This is a genomic window from Inquilinus ginsengisoli (assembly GCF_050434925.1).
Classification (GTDB): domain Bacteria; phylum Pseudomonadota; class Alphaproteobacteria; order DSM-16000; family Inquilinaceae; genus Inquilinus; species Inquilinus ginsengisoli_B.
Map to the genome: position 1 here is coordinate 1,934,202 of NZ_JBNDJK010000001.1, position 19,457 is coordinate 1,953,658.

Sequence of the window (19,457 nt, forward strand, 5' to 3'; positions counted from 1 at the left end):
CATCCAGCCGGCCGTACCTTCTGTCGCGTCATCCCGAAACGAGGGCTTCCGCGGCCCATCAGCGGGCCGCAGCAGAAGGAACGGAGCCATGGCAGGAAAACTCGAAGGCAAGATCGCGGTGGTCACCGGCGGCAGCGCCGGCATTGGCCTCGGGACCGCCAAGCGGTTCGTCGAGGAAGGCGCCCGGGTGTTTATCACCGGCCGGCGCCGGTCGGAGCTGGACAAGGCAGTTGCCGAGATCGGCCGCAACGTCACCGCCATCCAGGCGGACGCCGCCAGCCTGTCCGACATCGACCACGTCTACGAGGTCGTGAAGGCGCAGGCCGGCCGCATCGACATCCTCTTCGCCAATGCCGGCGTCTACGAGCTCGGCACCTTCGGCGAGATCACCGAGGAGCATTTCGACAAGACCTTCAACACCAATGTCCGCGGCCTGCTCTTCACCGTGCAGAAGGCCCTGCCCCTGCTGTCCAAGGGATCGTCGGTGATCCTCACCGGCTCGATCGCGTCGATCAAGGGCTATCCATCCTTCTCGGTCTACGATGCGACCAAGGCGGCCGTGCGCTCCTTCGCCCGCGGCTGGATGCTCGATCTCAAGGGCCGCGACATCCGCATCAACGTGCTGAGCCCCGGCCACATCGAGACCCCTGGCCTCGGGGTGCTGATGAGCGAGGATGTGAAATCGTCGCTGGTGCCTCACATCCCGCTGGACCGGCTGGGGACATCCGACGACATCGCCAAGGCCGCCGTCTTCCTGGCCTCGGACGACAGCGCCTACGTCACCGGCGCCGAGATCTTCGTCGACGGCGGCGTCGCCCAGTACTGAGCCCGAAGGGCGGGACCGCGAGCGTCCCGCCTCGGCACATCCATCGAACCGGAGAACGCAGATGACCGAACCGGAACGTTTCGACACCCTGATCCTCGGCAGCGGCCAGGGCGGCAAGCTGCTCGCCTGGACCCTGGCCCGTTCGGGACAGAAGATCGCCGTGGTGGAGCGCCAATGGGTCGGCGGCTCCTGCCCGGCGGTGGCCTGCCTGCCCAGCAAGAACGAGATCTGGAGCGCGCGGGTCGCCCAGCTGGCGCAGCACGCGACGCAATTCGGCAGCGTGACCGGCCCCGTCCACACCGACATGGCGGCGGTCCGCAGCCGCAAGCAGGGCATGGTCGACCGCGAGATCGCCTTCCACCTCAACGCCTACAAGGAGAGCGGGGCCGAGCTGATCATGGGCACCGGGCGCTTCGTGGCGCCGAAGACCATCGAGGTCGCCCTGAATGGGGGCGGGACGCGCCTGCTGACGGGCGACCAGGTGGTGGTCAATGTCGGCACGCATGCGGCCATTCCGGCCATTCCCGGGATCGAGGCCGCCCGCCCGCTGACCCATATCGGCGCGCTGGAGCTGGATATCCTGCCGGAGCATCTGATGGTGCTCGGCGGCGGCTATGTCGGCATCGAGATGGCCCAGGCCTATCGCCGCTTCGGCAGCCGGGTGACGATCGTCGAGCCCGGCCCCCGCCTGATGGGCCGGGAGGATCCCGACGTGGCTGAGGAGATCCAGCGGATTCTCGAAGGCGATGGCATCGAGGTGCTGACGGGTGCCGAGCCGGCGGCGGTGCAGGGCCTGTCCGGCGACAAGATCATCATCACGGTCCGCATGGCGTCCGGTCAGCGGGCGGTCGAGGGCAGCCATCTGCTGGTCGCGGTCGGGCGCGTCCCGAACACCGAAGGGATCGGTCTTGACAGGGCCGGAATCGAGCTGGACGCCCGCGGCTTCATCCGCGTCAACGACCGGCTGCAGGCCAGCGCGCCCGGCGTCTGGGCGATCGGCGAGGCGGCCGGTAGCCCGCAATTCACCCATGTCTCGGTCGACGATCATCGGATCGTCCGGGACAACATGGCGGGCGGCAGCCGCAGCACGCGTGACCGGCTGGTTCCCTATGTCATGTTCACCGACCCGCAGCTGGCCCGCATCGGGCTCAGCGAGGGCGAAGCGCAGCGTCAAGGGATCGCGGTCCGCGTCGCGATGCTGCCGATGGCCAACGTGCTGCGCACGGAGGCGACGGACGAGACACAGGGCTTCATGAAGGTGCTCATCGGTGGGGACGACCGCATCGTCGGTTTCACCATGATCGGCTCTGAGGCCGGTGAGGTCCTGGCCGCCATCCAGACGGCGATGTTGGCCGGGCTGCCCTACCAGAAGCTCCGCGACGCCGTGATTTCGCACCTGACCATCGCAGAAGGACTCGGGCCGCTCCTGTCGAATGTGCCGCCGGCACAATGAAAGAACGGCTTGGCGGCACGACATCGACGAGATCCAGACGACTGGCCGGCCGCCCGGAAACGGGCGGCCGGTTCATACCTCGTATCGACAGCATGGGTCTGGCCCGCCACCCGCATATGGCGGGCCAGGTCAACCTCGAGGCGATAAGTTACCTTGGCCGGCAGTCCGGAGACGGCACCGCCTGGCCAGCCGCATGTCCGCTTCCGAGCCGCCGGAGCGATGTCCGGTTTGAGCGAGGCCCGACCAGCCCCGATCGTCATTTCTCGATAGACTGCGGCGGGTCCGGCACGTGTCCAGTATCGGGACGCCACCGCCATGACCGCTATTGGCGGATTCCGTTGAAAAAGTCGGAGCGCCATTTCCAGTCGTAACAAAGAACCAGGAAGAGCGCGTCTGGAGAATAGAAAGATGCTCTAGGCCGCCCAGATCGGCAGCAAACTTCCTCGATTCTGCGTCCCAAGTAGTCGTTCGGACTTTTTCAACGATATCGTCGCATGTTGGTCCTTGCCGGCAGAGGAAGCGAGAGGCCAACCCGCCATTGTCGATGAACGCGGTCAGCGGAGGCGAAATCCGCTTTGAGTGTCGGCATCAGGCCTCAGGCGCTCCGGTGCTCTCGGTCCGGTCGACTTAGCCATCGGCCGACGTGGCCTGCAGGACGTCCGGCCGGACATAGAGCACGAGGCATAGGCAGATCAGCGCGATGCCGGCGACGGGCCACCAAAGTGCCAGCACCGCCGCCGCGGTGAACAGACCTATCGTTATGAAGGAGCGCATCCGGAACAGCCGGCGGACACGCTGCGAGATATTGGTCTGAGAGGTGCGGTCGACCGATTCCCAGCACAGCGCCAGATACGTGATGTTCACGAACACGAAGATCACCGCGTAAATCGACGAGGGCGCCGCAGCCAGGCGGGATTCCGCCAACCACTCGGTCGTGAACGGAATCAGCGACACCGAAAACAGATGTGCGAAGTTGTACCAGACCACGCGCTGAGTCGCACTTTCAGTGAAGTTAAATAGGTGATGGTGGTTGATCCAGACGATGGCAATGAAAAGATAGCTGACGCCATAGCTCAGGCCGGTCGGCCAAAGCTCCAGCAGGGCTCCGAATGTGGCCTCGTCCGGCGGCTTCATCTCCAGAACCAAGATCGTGATGATCACGGCGAACACCCCGTCCGAGAAGAGGGTGAGCCGTTCCTTGCCGGTTCGGTGCTGTGCCATCAGAACCTGCCAGCGGTCCCGCCCGATGGATCGCTGCTCCAGCGCTGACCAACCTGGACTTTGCCCTCCAGGCCTCCGGCATGCCGATCGGCTCGAGGGTCCGCTCCGCCCGCCGCCTGGATCTGGCGTGGGGACGCCGCGTCGATGAGCGTTACGTCACGCACTGCGGTATCCCCGTTCCTGCAGCACCCAACCGTTGCCATCCGGGTCCGAGAAGGCGGCTAAGCTGGCGTAGTCCCTGCGTCCGGGATCGAGCCCGGGTGCGAAACCTCCGCCCCAGGCATCGGTGGGGACCTTGTGCCTGATCTCGCCGACCGGGACCCCGCGTTCGAGCAGGCGGCTTCGCGCAGCCGCAAGATCGGTGACGACGAGATAGACATTGCGAAGTGATCCTGCAGGCGCATCGGCGAGGCCGTTACCGATCTGTATCCAGCACGAGGAACCCGGCGGCGTGAGCTGCACGACGCGGAATGCATCGTTCGGGGCGTAATCGACGTCAAGCGCGAAGCCGACCTGGTCGATATAGAACCGCAGCGCTCGCTCGACATCGCTCACCGGCAACGTGATCACCTCGAGTGAGAACTTTACGGCCGCCGCGCTGCTTGTGCTCATCGCGCTCTCCTCGCCTTCGGTCAGATATGCGCCGCCCCCGGGGTTCACAAATCGATGACGACGTCGCGAACTGGTTGTGAGCAGCAAATGAGAAGGTTGCCGCCGGCAGGCTTCTCGAGTGGCTCAGGCTCATAGGCGACCGCACCCGAGACCAAACCGCTCTCACAGTTGTGACAAACACCGGTCCGGCACGACCAACGGACCGGCACGTCGCACACCTCGGCCAACTCCAAAATGCTCTGGTAGGCCGATGCCTTCCAGTGTGCGGCGATGCCGCTTCGTGCGAACGAGACCAGCGGACCGGTGTTGGCGTCGTCCTTGGGCAGATGCGGAGTGCGGGTCGCTGCGCCGACGACACCAGGCGTCATCGACTCGCTGCCGTTGAAGATCTCGACGTGAATTCGCTCGGGCGCCACACCCAAGGTGGCGAGCGCCTCCTTCATGTCTGCCATGAAGCGAGTCGGCCCGCAGAGGTAGATATCCGCTTCTCGCGGGATACCGACCTCGTCGAAGACCGTTCGCGACAGGTGGCCGGTCTCGTCGAAATCCTCGCCCATCCTGTCGCGCGGGCCCGGCCTGCTGTAGCAAACGTAGCTGCGGCCGTGGGTTAGCGCGAGCGTGAGGCGGCGGACTTCGGCGGCAAATGGATGATGCTGCCGGTTGCGAGCCGCGTGCAGCCACAAGACTTGCCGGGTCGCGCGGGCTTCCGCCAGCGCGTGCAGCATCGCCAGAACAGGCGTTGCCCCGATTCCGGCGCTGAGCAACACCACAGGCCTCTCCCCGGACTGCAGAACGAAGCTCCCGCGCGGCGAGCTGACGTCGAGAACATCGCCCACCCGGACATGCTCCCGCAGGTAGGTTCCAGCCGCCCCATTCGGCTCGACCTTCACGCTGATCCTATAGCGCTCCCTAGAGAGGGGACCCGAGAGCGAATAGCTGCGGAAGAGGGGCTGGCCAGAGCCGGTCGGTTGAAGACGCAACACGACGTATTGACCAGGCAGAGACGCCGGAAGGGGCTGACCATCCGGATGCCGCATCGACAGAGAGACGACGTCCGCGGACTCCTGATCGATCTCAGCCACCACGAGGGGTTGAAATCCCGGTGCGACCGGATGCAAAGCTGTTGCCGGCGCGAGCCCTGCGTTGCCACCTCCCGCGGCCGTCGACCGGCTCTGCAGCAATGCCTCAAACGACCAGCGCCATCCCGGCGAAAGCGCGTCGATCCTCAAGGCGTGCTCCAATCGATCGCGCGGATGATCGGGTGAATAGAGAAGCGCGTTGATCTCGGCGACGGTCATTCGTTCCTTCGCCTCTCCCACCTTTACGATGTCGTCGTCCTCACCGACCTCGCCTTCCCTCAGGACGCGGAAGTAGAACCCCGGCCGTCCGCTGGATGTCAGCAATGCCGGCATTTGTGGCTCGTTCGTCCGAATGCCGACGCGGTAGCAGGTCACGCGAGGTTGAGTGACCTCGAACAGGGCGCTGCCGATTTCATAGCGATCGCCGATGCAGACGGTATCGTCCGACAATCCTTTGACCGTGAAGTTCTCGCCGAACTGTCCGTGGACGAAGTCCGTCCGCTTCAGCCGCTCCTGCCAATAGCGATACGATTCGATCTGGTAGACAAATGCAGCCCGCTGCTCGCCTCCGTGGCCGGCCAGGTCGCCTTGACCGTCTCCGTCCAGATTCAATCGGCCGGCCCGGCAGCGGCCGCGCACCGGATTTTTCCAGATCCCGGTTCGTACCGTGCGGCCCTTCCAGGCGATGTCGCGTGGAAGTCCGACGTTCACTGACAGCAGCCGCGCCATGTCTCGCTCCGCTTTGACGGGAACCGGAAGCTAGCGGTTTGGAACCGCTACGAGCCCGCACCGGGTGCTCGCTCCAGCTCGGCGACATCAAGGTTGCGATCGGGACCGTGCGCAACCACCGTCTGGCCCGGCTCTCGATGGAGCTGAACGCCATCGAGATGAACCGAGACGACATCTGGTTCGAACGACACCAGATTGGAGATTCGGCGAACCTCTGGATAGGCGTCAGGATACGACCATGCCGCCTGACGTGCATCACCAATGGAGTAGTAGCTGCAGAGCCCTTTATAGGGGCAAAAGGTCCGAAGCTTCTCCGGAGCAACGGCGGACTCGTCGATGTCGGCGCGTGGAACGTACCAGCGCGGCGCGAAGCCGGGACTCATAGAGAACCAGGGGCTGCTTGGAATCGGCGATGATCCGGTCATTGTGGCGGACCACGAGGTGACGGGAGGACTGCCGGATGTCAATGCGGTGGTAGGGGTCAGCGGCATGGCCCAGGATTCGTTCATTTTCTTCGTAGAAGGCATCCATGGCCCGCCAGGCGAACGCGAAGTGTGCCTGCAGCTCGCTCGCGTGGGCGGGCAGGTTGGTGTGCTGCCACGCCCCTCGCGCGGCGACGTGCTGCTCATCCGCCCGGATGCTGTACCAGGACGTGAGTCCGAGATCAGGGTGTTGGGTCGTGTGCTCGATGCGTTCCAGGACGTGCGGAGAAATATCGGTCTCCGGAAAATACGCTACCGGATAGCGGCCTGGTTCGAAGAGCAGGAGGACATGTTCGCTATCGGCGATCCAGGTTCCCCCGAAGCGCACGCGCATGCGCCGGCGCAGCCGCTCGACGTACAACAATCTCTTGGGCAGTGGATCGGGCACGAGGAATTGGCCGATTGCTCCCGTTGAGAGCGGACCTTGTTGCCAGGACAGCCCCATGTTCTCCTCCACATGTTTTGATGGTCGGGAACGGGTAGAATCCACGCACGCATCCGTTACTCACGAAGCCGGATCCGGTCGCAGGGTTCCGAAAGACGATACGACCTTCGGTTCGGCTTTGGCGCATCCGAGCGGGTCCGGCCAGACAAGAGGGCGGCCAGGCCTCCTAGCTTTGCAGTCCACCGCCGCTATCGCCAATCGCGCAGACGACGAAGTACGAATCGGTCGAGAGCCCAAGGTCCCGATCCACCGATGACCAGCGCTATCAAACCGGCGATATACAGAAGATCAGTCTCGTAGCCCGGCTGGCCGAAATGAGCGCCGCTGCTGGTGACGGATTCGAGTTTGATAGAACTGAAGCCATTGGGCAGATGAACCGTGATGATGGCTACAAGTAGGACAGCGAGCATCGGCACGCTGGCCAGAGGAATGAAGAAGCCGAAGATCACTGCTAAGCCGCCAATCATCTCGACGGCAATCGTCATCCAACCGAGCAGGTGAGGCGCTGGCATATGCATAGCGGCCAGGATTTGTGGGAACGCATCGGGGCCACGGAGCAGCTTCGCATAGCCATGTTCGAGGAACCCGTAGCCGACGATCAGGCGAAGAGGGATCGCATACCAGTGCTGGCAGAACTCAGGAACGAGCCGGGCGGAGCGAGCGATGAGCGTGTTCATATACTGCACTACGATGAGGGACCTGAAGCGTTACAGCCGCGCCTTCATTTTCCGCGGAAACCCCGTCGACGATCCTACGAAGGGCTTCGATAGTGGGATTGGCCGTGTCGGTCAGAGGACGACGACCATCTTCCCGCCGGCTTCGTTGGCCTCCATCACGCGGTGGGCCTCATGGATCTGGTCGAAGCCGAAGACCCGCGCCGGCTTGACCTGCAGCCGGCCCACCGCCACGTCGCGGGCGATCTCCTGCAGCGGCACGTCGGACAGCGGGAAGCCCGGCGTGCCGAACACGAAGCTGCCGAAGAAGGTCAGGTACACGCCGCTCGCCATCTGCAACAGCGGGTTGAAGTCGGCGATCGGGGCCAGGCCGCCCAGCCAGCCGGCCAGGCAGGCCCGGCCGCCGCGGCGGAGCATGGCGAGGGAGTCGAGGATGGTGCTGTTGCCGACCAGATCGAGCACGGCGTCGATCCGCTTCGCCTCGGCGATCCGTTTGGACAGGTCTGGACCCTCCCGCTCCACCCGCTCGGCGCCGAGGCCGGTCAGCAGGGCGAAGCGGTCGGGGTTGCGGGTGGTGGCGATCACCCGGGCCTCGGCATTGACCGCCATCTTCACGGCCGCCTGGCCGAAGGAGGAGGTGGCGCCGCGGATCACCAGCAGCTGGCCCTTGGTGATCTCCAGGTTGCGGAACAGGCAGGTCCAGGCTGTGGCGTACGTCTCCGGGATGGCCGCCAGCTCGGCCCAGGACAGGTCGGCGTCGATCAGGGCGACATTTGCGGCCGAGACGCGGGTGACCTCCGCATAGCTGCCGTTGATGGTGCGGCCCAACCCGCCCATCAGCGCCGCCACCTTGGCGCCGACCGGGAACTCGCCGCCGGGGCAGGCCTTGACCAGGCCGACGCATTCGATGCCGATCACCTCGGCGGCCTCGGCCCATTCGCCTCGGCGCATATGCATCTCGGCGTGGTTGATGCCGAAGGCCTTGATCGCGATCACGACCTGGCCCGGAGCGGGCTCAGGCTCCGGGATGTCCCGGTAGACCAGGCCGTCCAGCCCGCCGAATTTCTCCAGCACGATGGCGCGCATCGGACTCTCCTGTGGCGCAGGGTTACGGGGCGAGAAAGACGCGGATGGCGTCCGCGATCTCGCGGGCATGGGTCTCCAGGGCGAAATGGCCGGTGTCGAAGAAGCGGATCTCGGCGTCCGGCAGGTCGCGGCGGAAGGCCTCGGCGCCGGGCGGCAGGAAGAACGGGTCGTTCCTGCCCCAGACCGCCAGGAAGGGCGGCCGGTGCTTGCGGAAATAGGCCTGGAACTCCGGGTACAGCGCGACGTTGCTGGCGTAGTCGAGGAACAGGTCGAGTTGCACCTCGTCGGCCCCCGGCCGGGCCAGGTAATGGCTGTCGAGCGTATAGCCGTCCGGCGAGACGAGGGACTCATCGGCCACGCCGTGTACATACTGCCAGCGGGTGGTCTCGGGCGTCAGGATGGCGCGCAAAGCCTCGCGGTTGGCGGCGGACGGGTCCTGCCAATAGGTGCGGATCGGGTTCCAGCCGTCGCTCAGCCCCTCGACATAGGCGTTGCCGTTCTGCGAGATGATCGCGGCGATCCGCTCTGGATGCCGCAGCGCCAGCCGGAAGCCGGTGGGCGCGCCGTAGTCGAAGACATACACGGCATAGCGGTTGAAGCCGATGACCTCGGTGAACCGGTCGATCACCCGGGCGATGGTGTCGAAGGTATAGCGGAAGACCGAACGGTCCGGCATGTCGGACTGGCCGAAGCCCGGCAGGTCCGGGGCCACGACATGGAAGCGGTCGGCCAGCAGCGGGATCAGGTCGCGGAACATGTGGCCGGAGCTGGGAAAGCCGTGCAGGAGCAGCAGCTTCGGCGAGCGGGGCGAGCCGGCCTCCCGGTAGAAGATCTTGAGGCCGTCGATGGGGATCTGCAGATACAAGATCGTCGTCATGGTCCTGATCCTTTCCGGGTGGCCCGGAGCTCGGATGCGGATGTGCGTGCTCAGCGCTTCACGACCGGCGCTTCCTCGGATGCCCCTCATTGACATATTGTGGCCGGAGAGCGTCCCCTGATGTCCGCGTCCGGATATCTGGCTGAAAGCTACTCCGCCGCCGTTGAAGCGAGCGTTGGAGCGATCATGGAAATGGCGAGCCTGTCGGCAGACCGCGTGCTGTTGTTGGGGCCCTTGCAGGTCATCCGAAATGGAGCCCAGTTGCTGCTGCCGCCCTCACGCAAGGCGAGGGCGCTTCTCGCCTATCTCGTAATGGCGCAGCGGCCGCTCGCTCGCGAAAAGCTCTGCGAAGTGTTTTGGGACGTCGCCGATGACCCAAGGAGCGAGCTGCGATGGTGTCTTTCCAAGCTGCGGCCGCTCGTGGACACGCCAGCAGAGAGCCGGTTGGTCGCAAACCGCGAGCAGGTCGGCGTCGACACTGGTTCGCTCTACATCGATGCTATGTCAGTCTCGCGCAGCGCGCAGATGATGCTGGCCGGCGGAACGGCTAGCGACCTTCAGGCGCTCAGAGCACTGTTCCGCGGCGATTTCCTCGAGGGTCTGTCCCTGGACCGCGCTCCGCTGTTCGACAACTGGCTCGCAGGCCAACGGCATCGATTTGGCCAACTGCGGCAACAGATCCTCGAGCGGCTCAGCGGCCTCATGCCACACGACAGTGATGAGCGGATCGATGTCTTGCGGGAGTGCATCGACGTTGCGCCGTTTGAGGAAGCCTCTCACGTTGAGCTTATTCGCACTCTTCTGCGCCGCTCGCTCTATGCCGAGGCCGACCACCAGATCGACGTAGCGCTCAAGGGTTTTCAAACCGAGGGCATTAATCCAACGTCGCTCAAGGCTGCTTTCGTGACGGCTCTGCAGTCCGTCAGCAAACCAGCCGGACAGAGCCTTGTCCACGTCGCGGCTCCTGAAACTCCAGCTTGTGACCAGCCGGCGCACACAACCAGGCCGACCATTCTGGTCATGCCACTTGCAGCAGCGATGCCGGAGGATGTCGCAGATGCCGACAGTCTGACGTGCGACGTAATCTTTGGCATCGCGAAACTCAGAAGCATCAGCATCATCGCCCGAGGTACGGCATTCGCCTTGCGCGGCCGAACGCCCGCGACGGCAGCTTCCCTGGTGAATGCAGAGTATGTCGTGTCCGGCGATCTACGGCGCTGCGGTGCGAGATATGTCGTTTCAATCGAACTCATCGACCCGAATAGCCACCGCGTCCTTTGGGCGGATGAGTTCAGCTGCAATGCCTTCGATTCCTTTTCCGTCCCACCGCTGCTCGCTGCACGCATCGTAGTGGGGCTTGAGGCTGAGATTCACATCATTGAGCGTAATCGGGCGCTGTTCACTCCACCTGCTTCGCTCGATTCTTGGCAGGCCTACCACCTTGGGCTTGCTCATATGTATCGCTTCACAGGTGCAGACAACCGAAAGGCACAGGATTTCTTTAAAAGAGCTATTGAGCTAGATCCGACTTTCTCGCGAAGCTTTGCCGGCCTGTCGTTCACTCATTTCCAAAATGCGTTCCTGTTACAATCCCGCGAGCGTGAGCGGGAGGTTGACCTGGCCTTCGACACTGCCGGTAAGGCACTGGAAGCCGATCCCAGCGATCCGTCAGCCCATTGCGCGATGGGGCGAGCCCTGTGGCTTCGGCGCGAGCACGACGGTTCTGTCCGCGAATTGGGGCAGTCGGTCCGCCTAAGTCCCAACTTTGCGCTGGCGCACTACACGCTGTCCTTTGTGCACTGCCAGACCGGAGATCCTATCCTTGCGATCGAGGCGGCTGACACCGCAAATCACCTCAGTCCGCTCGATCCGATGCTGTTTGCTATGGACGGTACGCGGACATTCGCGTTGGTGCGGCTAGGCAGGGTCCAGGAGGCTGCCAATTTTGCGCTGCGCGGCGTGCAGCGGCCGAACGCCCATGTTCACGCGCACGCCATCGCGGCATTCACGCTCGCCGCCGCCGGACGTGTCAGGGAGGCTCTCGCGGAACAGAGGCGGATCTACTCCATGCGGCCGGGCTATAACTTTCAGCAGTTTCGCGACGCATTCCATATGCAGGACGATCTCACCGAGATCTACCGGAGGTCTGCCAAATTACTGGCGTTCGCAGACTGAATGTGAATTTGAATTGTGCATAGCTCATCGCAAGCCACGCCATTGCGCCGTCCGTGAGTCTGCCGTGGGAAAGCTATACCGGCGCTGGACCGAGATGACGATGCAGAAAGGGGCGCCCGAGTTGCGCGAGATCGGAGAACCTCACGCCGTGGCTCTGCAGCCTGCGATTTCCCGGACGTCGGGGTAGAATTGCGCGGTCACCCGTCCCACGTAGCGCCGCAAATTTTCGTGTCGCTCAGTTATCGCGCGCATTCGCGTTTCAAAGAGGGGGCAAAATAGTGCGCACGAGAAGGCGAACATGGTGGCGTCTACGCCACTCGGTTCGCTGCCCTTAAAGAACGGCTTGTCACCAAGGAAATTGGCAATCGCATCGATCGATCGCGTCGCGAGAGCAAGGATTTCAGCAGCAGAATGCCGGCCTAACCCCTGCCCATGCAATGTGGCACGCAGCTGGCGGCGCAGGCCAGCTGCCGAGGCCTTTCCGAAGAACCCAGCCGGTCCTTTCCGGAAATTGGCATCGTCCATCCAGCGATCATAGATGACGACCCAGTAGAGCTGGTCCTCGACCATTTTTTCAAACGCCCAAGCCGTTGCCCTTTGGCTCGCGTCGAGGTCCTTGTCGAAGTCGATTCCATATTTCTCCTCGATGTGCCAGCGAATGAAAGTCGAATCCGAAACTACCTCTCCATCATCGTCAATAAATGGAAGTTTCCCCTTCGGTGCCCGGCCGAAGCCCGTCGTGTCCGCTTGGTACGAAAGCCCTGCCATCTTCAAGAGCACCTCAACCTTGGTAACAAACGGGCTGGGATCCGGCAGACCAAAGCCCGGACCGAAGCTGTAGAGCGTGATCATGGCTTGTCCTCCAGTTGTGGGGCTCGCGAGCCCTTCGGGATCTTTGAGGGTTCTCAGTGTCTGAGACTTGCTGGCCTGCGAGTCCAGACCGATCGAGCTGGTCGCGTCTGTGTCATCCAGAACCTCCCCGCCGGCTCTCGCTTTTCAGTCAAGTTCAGTCACTTGCGACCCCGAATGCGCGATAACGAAGATTATCGCGCATTGGGGCTGGTCCATCGGTCTGATGATCGTACGTGGGCGTGCGAGAGCGTAGTTCGTTGCGTGTCCCCGCAACCACCTTTGTTATAACTCGATCCAGATCGACATCTGATCCAGAGCCCCGTCCCAAAAAGGCGGGGCTTTCTGCGTTCTGCGGAGCTGTCAACGGGAAGGCTACGCCTGTCGGATCACCGAGGCCAGCACGCGACTAGGGCACTTCACACGCTCTCCCGCGCCTTCACCTTCCAAACGTCGGGCCAGATCGGCTGACGCCTCGATGGTAGACGCTGCCCGACTCGCTATGGGCGCACACGGCTGGTTGCGACGCTTCCAGGGTAACAGTTGAGCGTCAGCTCGCTCTCGGAATCCCCTGACTCGCCTGACCTCAACTTCTCAACCGCCGGTGCGGACCCGAATGCCGGGTTGTGTGGGAGGGGCGAGGCCTCAGAGCCTCCCCTATCCCGATCCAGCCGGTCGGCGCCTCAGTCAGAGCGATCCGCAGTTTCTTTGTCAAAGTCGGGAGCGAGCCCTGCCTCGACGGCCCATTCGAGCGCGGTCACCGCCCTGGCCAGACCCTTCTCATGGTCCATCGACCATAGCTCAAGCTTGATCGGCAAATAGCTGGGATATCCGCGGCCTTCAGTCTCAGGCCCGGTGCGGGGCTCCTCGAAGGAGACCTTGGCGGATCGCGAAGAGATCTCAAGGAAGCTTGGGCTGATGAGTGCATCGATCCGCAGAAGGCGCCGCCGAATCCAGGCAACCATGACTTCCACCAGATTGGCGTCGTCTGCTGCCGCGCTCTCCAGATGCGAAAGAACGGCCGACAACTTGGCACGCTCGACCAGCTGTTCGTGGACGGCGTCCATGAACTCCATCCGTCGCTCTTCCCGAGCCTCGAATGCCTCCTGACGCTGGCGACGGTCTTCCGCCTCTTTTCAGGCGCGGGCCCGCTCCTCATGCTCGCGCCGGCGCTCCTTTGCGAATGCAGCATGCTCGGCGAACCCAGCCAAGACGTCCGGTAACATCCGCTCAAGCGTCTGAGCCTTGCGGTCTGAATAGGTGCGCCGGATGCCGGAATAGGCATTGGCATCGATGACGATGGCCAAGCGTCCGGAAGGCGCCTGGTCGTACTTTGGCCAAGGATTGGTCGAGGAGCCCCATCGTGCGCGTTCCTCTCTCCGATTCAGTTCGGCGGCAGTGGGTTGGTGCAGGGTCTTTTGCGGCTGCTCCTCAAGGCCGAAGGCAATGCCCTCGCCGTCGACGACGAGCTCGAAGCCCTTCGCGGTCGCTCGCGGCTCGTGCCCTTGCGTATCGGCAAGGGCGAGGAATCGGCATAGAATCGAGAGCGCCCGTTCAATCGAGACCGGGGCGATCCTCAGCGGCACGATACCGTGACCCCGCGCTGATGCGAAGCCGTCTTCATCAGCACGAGCCTTCGAGATGGCGCGTCGAGTGGCAGCGAGGATTTTCGGCTCTGGTAATGCCAGTTCGGCTGCTGCAGCGGATCCGCTTTGGGCCCTGGCTGCTGGCGCGGTCCGTTCGTCGAGCGATCGACGGGCCTTGTCTCTCGCTGACTGCACGCTCTTCGGCAGCCGCTGCGTTAGGCACCCGGCGATTCGCACCTGATCAAGTCGCGGATCGGCCGACTTCGGGAGGTCCGGCTTCGTAACCGATTTGCCGTGCTCCAGCTTTGCCCAGTAGCCCAGGGGCGGCGTTGGGATCTGGTGCCGCGTGCACGTCTTTTTCAGCGCCGTGCCGGTGATCCCGTACTCGGAGGCCAGCCGCATCATCGGCGTCGACCAGACCTGAATATAGAGCTCCTCGCGAGAGACCGTATGCACACTCCGCCCCTGTCGACTCCACTGATACGCTCAGCCCCATGTGGATTGTAGAGAGTCCGATCTCCGGCCTCTACGTCCCGAACGCAGGGTTCTTCGAGCAAAAACAGGCGCATACGCTAGCAAAGGTATGCAGCTTAGGGCACGCAACATCATGGCGTTAACGGATGTTGCGCACCACTTGCGCGCCAGTCTCCATGAGGCGGCGCCAATCAGCCGAGAACGGCACCACCGCACAAGCGGCTGTTCGGCTTCCAGCTCGCCAAGCTGAAGCATCGACTCGCGCTTTTGACGGAAGTGGGTGGGGGCGAGCGCCTGGAGGCGCCATCGCAACGAATTCGCATGCCCGTATCCGCAGGAGGGCAGCGATGACGTAGCAGCTCCAAACAGCAGAAACCCCGCCCGAGATAACCCGGCCGGGGCCCGCATAAACTCAGTACTCGCAACCCTGAGGATATGCGCTCCCTGCATCGCCGGTCAAGCACCAAGCCGAATTCTCGGCGCGGGAAAGCTCACCCCGATCTCGGAGACTTTCCCAGTGAACGCAGCGCGCAATTCTGCGAGCCCCCGCCTTTTGCCCGGTTTCGGCCTCGTCAAGCACGCGGCCCTCAGGCCACATCGCTACCCCGTCCATACTGGATCGACTCGGCTCGAGGTGCGCTGGACGCGCGTTGATCGCAGGATGGCCACCAAGGCCTTCCATCAAGCCCGCGAGTGGGATCGCCGCACGCATGTGGCCGGCCGTCATGGTGGTCGACTCGGGCACGTAGCCCTCCAGGTTCTGCATTGCCTCATCTTCGACTTCCTGTCCTTCACGACGGGGCGGCTCGATCCCTCCTATGAGGCGATCGCGGCCAAGGCCAACCTGGCGCGGTCGACGGTCGCCGAGGCGCTGAAGCGCCTGCGCGCCTCCGGTATCCTCCATTGGCTTCGGCGCTGCGAGGAGAGTTACGAGGACGGTCGCTACGTCCTGCGGCAGGTCAGCAACGCCTATGCCGTGCTACCGCCGTCGCTCTGGCGTCACGCCGGCATCCTTGCTCCGGAGGCGCCCACGCCTTCGCCAGGCACCTGGGGCGACCACCCGCCCTTGCCGGACGTTGCCAGCCAGGCTGCGGAGGTAATCCGTGCCGGCGCCAGCGACGCCCCCCTACTCAGGCTGCTCGACCTCGAACCGGCCGACAGCCTGGACCGGGCGTTGCTCAACCTCGGGCGACGTCTCGCGAAGAGGGCCGAATCCTGAGGATTTGCCCGGAGTCCGGCTGCCGGACTGAAACCGCCCTCATCAGTTTTTTACCTATGATCGAAGCATATTGCCGCCGCTGAGTCGGGCTGCTAACGCAGCCCTGCGGCGTTCCGGCCCGCATGTCGCGGGCCGGACACCCCTCGCTATTGTCGTCGTCTGCTCGTCCCAACGATGACCAGATGCGGAATCGGCCCTGCCGGGCCGATAACCAGCGTAGCCGCTCGCCGGCCACTTCGGGCCGGCTCACGATCGCGCCAACAGGGCGCGAGCGGCGTGGGAGATGGCCGTGGGACCGAGCCTCGCGGGAGTTGACGCCGGCCCAGGTGTCGCCACAGCACCGGCGGCTTCGCCGCTGCAGCCGTAGGGGGCTCCGCCCCCTACACCCCCGACGGGAGGAGGCGTCAGGAGTTGGTCGTGAACGCCTTGGCGACAATCTTCCAGCGGCCGTCACTCCCTCGCATCAGCAGCAGATAATCTGTGAAGACGGCGCCGGCGAACCCCTCCATGAGAACCGTTGCCCGCGCGACCTCACCCGTCGCCTCACACGAGGCGATCGTTCCCCGATAGGAACTCATATCGACCCCAGCCGCAGCCATCCGTTTCACGTCCGTGAAGAACAGCTCTATTGTGCCGGTGACCTCGTTTGGACCCAGAAAGCCGTTCAAGCTGGCGTCCGCTGTGAAGCAGTCCGCAAGCCCATCCACGTCGAGCCTGCCCGCGCAGGCTATATACCGCTTCACGATGTCGGTGGCGTCGGTCATAGCTTCCCATTCGTTTCGGCTGGCCCCTTCAAGCCGCGTGGCGCAGCGCCTCGAAAAGCCCCGCATCCCGGGGGCCGGGACGCGGGCTTGGCTCTCATCACGCGAGCGGGCCATTCCCGGATCGCCCGTTCCTACAAACCGGACGATCTGAGCACTTTCGTGTTGTGACCCCTACATCGCGGGCTTTGCAAGGCGGAAGGCCCTATAGTTCAATTCGAGAAAAACAGTGTTAAATTGTAGGTATTTCCACCAACGTTGGCTGAGCCACCGAATAAATTGCCGCCGCCGGAAGCCGACGATGTAGAGTCACCCGAATTCTCGAACCACAAGAGATAATAGCACTTGACGGCGCCGTTTAGCTGACCCGTCAAATTTTCGATGAACGCAGGTTGATTTCCATTCGCCGAAGCGGCAGCTGAGTTGACCATTTGCGACCATTGATCATATGTCATAACAAAACCTCTCTGTATAAGGGGCTGAAATATACTTAAACGTCATTTTTGGTGCAACTCCGCAATGTTAATGGATATTTGTCGCAAAAAAATGTAGGCGCAAATCGTATGTCTGGGTCGCCTTTTTAGCTTTGTTATAGCCGCGGTATCTGTCTGCCAAAGCGCCGAACAGCGATGCGTGTAGAATCTATGAAGAGGATCGTGCGAGGGGCGGGAGGACGAGCCGCCTGGCGGACTTGGTCGAGCTGGGGTATCCATCGCACATGAGCGACATCCCCTTTCCGTCCAAGCCCAGCGACGTCCACTGGACGCACTACTGCGAGCACCCCGGCTGCACCGCCTGGGGCGCTTCGGCAGCCCTGGGAAGGGCGGCACCACCGTCTGGCATTGCCAGGCGCATGATCCGAATGGCGGGAGGGGTTCGGAAGGGGCTGGATTGCGACGGTCCGGCCCGCTTGGACGCCAATAGTCCTTGAAGCCGCACCCCGGGGCATCCTTTCAAAAAGGGATACCGACACCCCTGTTCTTCTACCTACGATAGAGTTCCTCTATCCGCGAGCGCCGTTCTCGACACCCAGCGCTCAGGCCCGGCCCGGATCCCCCCTCACCATGTTCCGGGTCGGGCTCCCTCTTCTGCATCTCACTTCCCGCAGACGCCCGCGCCTGTCGTAATGGGGTATCTGTCGGACGGAACCGGGAGTGACCCAAGTTTTGTTGCATCGACATGCCTGATTGCCGCGAACCCGAAAGCTGGACCGTCGAGCCGGCTGGCTATGGCGGAGGGTCCGTCATCTGCGGATCCTACCGCGCGCGCTACAAGACCAACCGCATCGGCGTGATCCAGATCATGTGGATCGATGGGCCGGAACCAGGGCCGGATTACGTGGAAATCGAGCGGGCCGCGACGGATGCGTGCCACAGAGCCTCGAATCAGGCATAGGCGATCGAGGACTAATCGCCTTGTCGACCGCCTCTTGAGCGATGCCGGGTAAGCGCTGGCCGTCCTTTAGGACCCGCTCTGCGGCCGGATTGCCGCGTCGATCGCTTCCTTGGCAGCCATGTTGACCGGCCGGTCCTCGCCTGGGCCGGCCCCACCGTCCTGCCAGATGATCTGGATCACCCCGTTCGAGCGCACCCTGAAGCGGCCGTGGTACTCTTCGCACTGGATGGTGCCTTCGTCGCCGGCAAACTTGATGGTCCAATCCGATGCATCGCGTCCCTTCGCCATGTCCCATCAACGGCATCAGCGGCCATTGGGTTTCCTGCGGCCAAGCCGCGATCACTGCAGCGAAGCTAGGCCCCCGGTCGCGGTCGGGAAACCCTTCAACCGGGCTTCAGGCCCGGGCTCGTCGCAGAACGCTCTCAGCGCCGCGTCGATCCGCTTCCAGTCATCAAGGTCGATGCGGCCGCGCTGCTCGATGAGCCTGGCGTCGGCCACGATCTGGTCATGGGGTTTCTCCGCCATCTTGATGGAGATGTCCATATAGCGAACGAAAGCGGCGCTCATCCTCTGCGGGTCACCGCTCCGCATCGCCTTGAGAGCGTTCCGAGTGGCGGCCTCGAATTCGAGCAGGTCGGCCGGGATTGGGTCAGTGGTGTTCGGCGTCGTCATGGGCGTCACCTCCTGATATTCACAGCAGCGAGCCTTGCCGCGGCGGTTCCGCCGCCGGCGTGCGCCGCTGCCCCTGGGTCTGGTTCGGTGTCCTCTGCTCTCCGGGCGGCGGCCGCTTGCCCCTGGCCGACCAGCACGCCATGAGCTCGGGCGGGTAGGGCCGCAGCAGGGCTCGCAGCTCGATCTCTGTCGCCGGCACCTCGCCCAGCCAGGCCGAGAATGCCTCCGGCGGCAGCAGCGCGGGCATCCGGTCGTGCATCTCCGCCACCATGGAGTTGGCCTCGACGGTTAGCTCCGCAAAGCCACGCACCAATTCGCTGGTCTCAGCGTCGCGCCAAGCGTCCCAGATGCCCGCGACTGCGAAGCCTCTTCCGGTGGCCAATCCGAAGGCGACCTCTTGGCCGCGCGGCTTGCCAATGGTTCGACGCTCGACAAACTCGCTCGCCACAACCAGACAGCGCCGCTTGGCGAAGGCGTCGCGGAAGGATGGCAATTCATGCGCCGTTTCCGAGCGGGCGTGCATATGCGGGCTGGCGCGGTCCTGCGCCCAATTCGGGACCAGGCCCCATTGCAGCAAGTCGGCCCATCGTTCGCCTGTGTCGGGATGGCGTCGGATGACGATGCACCATTCGCCCTGGCCGGTGGTGCCCCAGCGGTCGCCGTGCGCATGGTTCCGCTGGTCCCGAAGATCGGCTAAGCGCTGCAGCCGCTCGACGCTCATGCCTTCACCAGCCATGGTCAGGCCGCCAGCGGCTCGCCGATTGGCACGACCAGATCGGCATCGTTGTCTCGGACGTTCCCGACCCGCGTATCGACCGGCCAGGCCGTCATCTGATCAGCCG

Annotated in this window: 19 protein-coding genes; 4 read left to right on the forward strand and 15 right to left on the reverse strand. The window is 63.6% G+C overall.

What is annotated here, in order from left to right; genetic code table 11:
* Positions 1 to 88 precede the first annotated feature (88 nt).
* Entirely contained in the window at positions 89 to 826 is a 738-nt protein-coding gene (locus tag QFZ27_RS09245) for an SDR family oxidoreductase (protein ID WP_429225570.1), read from the forward strand.
* Positions 827 to 887: 61 nt separating this feature from the next.
* Entirely contained in the window at positions 888 to 2,279 is a 1,392-nt protein-coding gene (locus QFZ27_RS09250; protein ID WP_429225916.1) for an FAD-dependent oxidoreductase, read from the forward strand.
* A 627-nt stretch (positions 2,280 to 2,906) separates the two neighbouring features.
* Here QFZ27_RS09250 and QFZ27_RS09255 read toward each other — a convergent pair.
* From QFZ27_RS09255 to QFZ27_RS09290, 8 genes are all read right to left on the reverse strand, one after another.
* Positions 2,907 to 3,500: a TMEM175 family protein gene (locus QFZ27_RS09255; protein ID WP_429225917.1), complete on the reverse strand. Its 594-nt coding sequence runs from the start codon at positions 3,498 to 3,500 to the stop codon at positions 2,907 to 2,909.
* 156 nt (positions 3,501 to 3,656) lie between these two features.
* Complete coding sequence (locus QFZ27_RS09260) at positions 3,657 to 4,112, reverse strand: VOC family protein (protein WP_429225918.1); 456 nt, start codon at positions 4,110 to 4,112, stop codon at positions 3,657 to 3,659.
* A 44-nt stretch (positions 4,113 to 4,156) separates the two neighbouring features.
* Positions 4,157 to 5,920 (reverse strand): MOSC domain-containing protein, encoded by a 1,764-nt coding sequence (locus QFZ27_RS09265; protein ID WP_429225919.1) that lies wholly within the window; start codon positions 5,918 to 5,920, stop codon positions 4,157 to 4,159.
* Between the two features lie 47 nt (positions 5,921 to 5,967).
* Positions 5,968 to 6,303 carry a DUF427 domain-containing protein gene (locus QFZ27_RS09270; protein WP_429225920.1) on the reverse strand — a complete coding sequence of 112 codons (336 nt, stop codon included), beginning with the start codon at positions 6,301 to 6,303 and terminating at the stop codon, positions 5,968 to 5,970.
* A complete protein-coding gene (locus tag QFZ27_RS09275) occupies positions 6,206 to 6,847 on the reverse strand; it encodes a DUF427 domain-containing protein (RefSeq protein WP_429225921.1) in 642 nt (213 codons plus the stop codon). Before QFZ27_RS09275 ends, QFZ27_RS09270 begins: the two co-directional genes overlap by 98 nt.
* 188 nt (positions 6,848 to 7,035) lie before the next feature.
* Positions 7,036 to 7,524 carry a DoxX family protein gene (locus QFZ27_RS09280; protein WP_429225922.1) on the reverse strand — a complete coding sequence of 163 codons (489 nt, stop codon included), beginning with the start codon at positions 7,522 to 7,524 and terminating at the stop codon, positions 7,036 to 7,038.
* 111 nt (positions 7,525 to 7,635) lie between these two features.
* Positions 7,636 to 8,607 carry a zinc-binding alcohol dehydrogenase family protein gene (locus tag QFZ27_RS09285; RefSeq protein WP_429225924.1) on the reverse strand — a complete coding sequence of 324 codons (972 nt, stop codon included), beginning with the start codon at positions 8,605 to 8,607 and terminating at the stop codon, positions 7,636 to 7,638.
* Positions 8,608 to 8,629: 22 nt separating this feature from the next.
* Positions 8,630 to 9,484, reverse strand: a complete 855-nt coding sequence (locus QFZ27_RS09290) for an alpha/beta fold hydrolase (protein WP_429225925.1) — start codon at positions 9,482 to 9,484, stop codon at positions 8,630 to 8,632.
* Between the two features lie 120 nt (positions 9,485 to 9,604).
* Between QFZ27_RS09290 and QFZ27_RS09295 the strand changes: the two genes are divergently transcribed.
* On the forward strand, positions 9,605 to 11,659 hold the full coding sequence (locus QFZ27_RS09295; protein ID WP_429225927.1) for a hypothetical protein: 2,055 nt from the start codon (positions 9,605 to 9,607) through the stop codon (positions 11,657 to 11,659).
* Positions 11,660 to 11,800: 141 nt separating this feature from the next.
* On the opposite strand, the gene QFZ27_RS09300 is transcribed toward QFZ27_RS09295, so the two are convergent.
* The 3 genes from QFZ27_RS09300 to QFZ27_RS09310 form a co-directional block, all read right to left on the reverse strand.
* Positions 11,801 to 12,511 (reverse strand): glutathione S-transferase family protein, encoded by a 711-nt coding sequence (locus tag QFZ27_RS09300; protein ID WP_429225929.1) that lies wholly within the window; start codon positions 12,509 to 12,511, stop codon positions 11,801 to 11,803.
* Positions 12,512 to 13,191: 680 nt separating this feature from the next.
* Complete coding sequence (locus tag QFZ27_RS09305) at positions 13,192 to 13,584, reverse strand: hypothetical protein (RefSeq protein ID WP_429225930.1); 393 nt, start codon at positions 13,582 to 13,584, stop codon at positions 13,192 to 13,194.
* A 60-nt stretch (positions 13,585 to 13,644) separates the two neighbouring features.
* The gene (locus QFZ27_RS09310) at positions 13,645 to 14,550 is read right to left on the reverse strand and encodes a hypothetical protein (protein ID WP_429225931.1); all 906 of its coding nucleotides are present in this window, start codon (positions 14,548 to 14,550) and stop codon (positions 13,645 to 13,647) included.
* A gap of 679 nt (positions 14,551 to 15,229) precedes the next feature.
* Between QFZ27_RS09310 and QFZ27_RS09315 the strand changes: the two genes are divergently transcribed.
* Complete coding sequence (locus QFZ27_RS09315) at positions 15,230 to 15,787, forward strand: hypothetical protein (protein WP_429225932.1); 558 nt, start codon at positions 15,230 to 15,232, stop codon at positions 15,785 to 15,787.
* A gap of 404 nt (positions 15,788 to 16,191) precedes the next feature.
* Here QFZ27_RS09315 and QFZ27_RS09320 read toward each other — a convergent pair whose 3' ends face one another.
* The 4 genes from QFZ27_RS09320 to QFZ27_RS09335 form a co-directional block, all read right to left on the reverse strand.
* On the reverse strand, positions 16,192 to 16,551 hold the full coding sequence (locus QFZ27_RS09320) for a nuclear transport factor 2 family protein (protein ID WP_429225933.1): 360 nt from the start codon (positions 16,549 to 16,551) through the stop codon (positions 16,192 to 16,194).
* A 1,458-nt stretch (positions 16,552 to 18,009) separates the two neighbouring features.
* Positions 18,010 to 18,231 (reverse strand): hypothetical protein, encoded by a 222-nt coding sequence (locus QFZ27_RS09325; protein WP_429225934.1) that lies wholly within the window; start codon positions 18,229 to 18,231, stop codon positions 18,010 to 18,012.
* 51 nt (positions 18,232 to 18,282) lie between these two features.
* Entirely contained in the window at positions 18,283 to 18,615 is a 333-nt protein-coding gene (locus QFZ27_RS09330; RefSeq protein WP_429225935.1) for a hypothetical protein, read from the reverse strand.
* A gap of 19 nt (positions 18,616 to 18,634) precedes the next feature.
* On the reverse strand, positions 18,635 to 19,351 hold the full coding sequence (locus QFZ27_RS09335; RefSeq protein WP_429225936.1) for an SOS response-associated peptidase: 717 nt from the start codon (positions 19,349 to 19,351) through the stop codon (positions 18,635 to 18,637).
* Positions 19,352 to 19,457 lie beyond the last annotated feature (106 nt).